Source organism: Bradyrhizobium sp. P2_E8 (assembly GCF_056403875.1).
Genome location: NZ_JBFUES010001431.1, coordinates 1 through 2376, shown reverse-complemented (window position 1 = coordinate 2376; position 2376 = coordinate 1). Strand labels below are relative to the sequence as shown.

3 protein-coding genes are annotated in these 2376 nt (G+C 65.8%); 1 reads left to right on the top strand and 2 read right to left on the bottom strand.

Annotated elements, in window-relative coordinates; translation table 11 throughout:
- A partial coding sequence (locus tag AC1D00_RS41155) for an MBL fold metallo-hydrolase (protein WP_477014650.1) occupies nt 1-1148 on the top strand: 1148 nt, incomplete at its 5' end.
- Here AC1D00_RS41155 and AC1D00_RS41150 read toward each other — a convergent pair.
- Both AC1D00_RS41150 and AC1D00_RS41145 read right to left on the bottom strand, forming a co-directional pair.
- Entirely contained in the window at nt 1132-1833 is a 702-nt protein-coding gene (locus AC1D00_RS41150; RefSeq protein WP_477014649.1) for an SIMPL domain-containing protein, read from the bottom strand. The two genes, AC1D00_RS41155 and AC1D00_RS41150, sit on opposite strands and share 17 nt — an antisense overlap.
- A 5-nt stretch (nt 1834-1838) precedes the next feature.
- A partial coding sequence (locus AC1D00_RS41145) for a GyrI-like domain-containing protein (RefSeq protein ID WP_477014648.1) occupies nt 1839-2376 on the bottom strand: 538 nt, incomplete at its 5' end.

The following is a 2376-nucleotide window of genomic DNA, read 5'->3' as shown; positions in this document are numbered from 1 at the left end:
CCGGTGCGCTGGTCGGCGTCCCCTCCCTCTGGATGTCCCGCATGAAGACCTATGACGGTCCCGCCTCCGACCATTTCAACGGCCTGCACTTCTTCGATCCCGACGGCGCGCCGCCGAAATCGCTTCGCGAGGTGCTGCGCTGGCAGTTCAGCGGCAAGCGGCAGCGGGCGACCTGGCCGGAGTGGGCGCCGAGCCCCCATGCCGACACCCCGCCGGAGCGCGTAGACGGCGGCAAGGTGCGGCTCTCCTTCGTCGGGCACGCTAGCTGGCTGATCCAGGCCGGCGGCCTCAACATCCTGGTCGATCCCGTCTGGTCGTCGCGAGTCTCGCCGGTCGCCTGGGCCGGGCCGAAGCGGCACAACGATCCCGGCATCGCCTTCGAGAAGCTGCCGAAGGTCGACGTCGTGCTGGTCTCGCACGGCCATTACGATCACTTGGACATCGCGACGCTGTCGCGGCTCGCCAAGAATTTTGCTCCGCGGGTGGTCACGCCGCTCGGCAACGACGTGACGATGCGCAGCACCGACTCGTCGATCAAGGCCGAGGCGTTCGACTGGCACGACCGCGTCGAGCTCGGCGGCGGCATCGCCGTGCATCTGGTTCCGACCCGGCACTGGACGGCGCGCGGCGTGTTCGATCGCAACAAGGCGCTGTGGGCGAGTTTCGTCTTGGAGACGCCGGCCGGGAAAATCTACGTCGTCTGCGATTCCGGCTATGGCGATGGCCGGCATTTCCGCCGCGTCGCCGAGAAGCACGGGCCGTTACGCCTGGCGATCCTCCCGATCGGCGCCTACGAGCCGCGCTGGTTCATGCGCGACCAGCACATGAATCCGGAAGACGCAGTGAAGGCGCTGCTCGATTGCGGCGCGCAGGACGCGCTCGGGCATCACCACGGCACGTTCCAGCTCACGGATGAAGCGATCGACGCACCGGCCAAGGCGCTGGTCGAAGCGCTGGATACTGCGAAGATCCCGCAGGAGCGGTTCGTCGCGATGAGACCCATACCGCGTGATTTTTCATGCGTGGACGGTCGCAGTACCGAACTGCGAGTCTTCGCCAAACCACTCCCTGTGGTTATGGGTCCCGGCCTTCGCCGGGACGACACCGTTGTTGTTGCGAACAGCGTGCCTCTTACTGCCCCTGCTTGATCGCCCAGCTCACATTCACCGTCACCGACAGCGTCTCCTCGCCGGGTGCGACGGCGGCGGGTGCGGCCATCGGGGCCGTTGCCATTCGCGCCTTGAACAACGGCACCGGCGCGCCGCCTTCGGAGACGCTGAGCGGCGCGCCCAGCGTGACGCCGGTGGCCTTGGCGTAGATCTCGGCCTTGCGGCGGGCATCCGCCACCGCCTGCTCGCGGGCCTCGTCGAGCAGTTTTGACGCCTGCGTCACCTCGAACGAGATGTTGCCGATGTCGTTGGCGCCGGCGCCGACCAGCGTGTCGATGATGCCGGCGACCTTGGTCACGTCGCGAATCTTGACGGTCACGCGATTGGAGGCGCGGAAGCCGACCACGGGCGAGGCGCCGGTGGATTTGTTCTGGCCGTATTGCGGCTGAAGCGACAGCCGCGAGGTCTGGTAATCCTTCTCGGCGATCCCGGCGCCCTTCAGTGCCAGCAGCACCTTGCCCATCGCGGCGTTGTTGGCGTCGGAGGCTTCCTTCGCCGTCTTGGCATCATTGGCGACACCCGCGTCGATCTGCGCAAGATCGGGCGCCACGGAAACGGTGGCTTCGCCGCTCACCGAGATCGCGGAGGGAAAATCGTCGGCGAACACGGGCGTTGCCAGCAGCGTGGCAGAGAATACGGCGGCGAGTAGGGCAGGCTTTTTCATCGGTCTCACTTCAGGGGCACGAAAACATTGATCACGAGCTTGTCCTCCGCCGTCTTCAGGGGATCGGTGAGGTACTCCTCGATAAAGGTGTCCTTGGCTTCCAGTCTCTTGTCGTCGAGGTGATTGGTGATCGCCTCATAGGTATTGTCCATGTTGTCGTAGGAGCCGCGATGGACGAATTTCAGCGCCTTGCCCTCCGGCGATTTGCCGACGCTCATGTCCTTGGGCAGGTTCTTGGGATCCTGCTCGACCGGAATTTCGGCGAGGAAGGTGAAGCCGGTGTCGTCGGTCGAGGTATAGACGATCATCGAATTGCCGGCGTGCTTGATGCCCTGCTTGTCCAGGAGCGTGTTCAGCGCCTTGAAGGCGTCGACCAGCGTGTCGAAGGCCGAGTCCCAATTGGCAGTGCCCTTGACCATCACGACCTTCCTGGACTCGAGCGTGGTCTCGAGGCCAAAGGGATCGGCGGTCTGGACCGGGGCGGGGGTGGCGGCTGCGGCGGGCGGCGGTGCGGCCGGGCCGGGTGAGGGCGAGGCGCTGGCC

What these genes read in the sequence shown, in the direction of transcription:
- AC1D00_RS41150 (WP_477014649.1), bottom strand. Translation starts at nt 1,833, where the DNA reads ATGAAAAAGCCTGCCCTACTCGCCGCCGTATTCTCTGCCACGCTGCTG.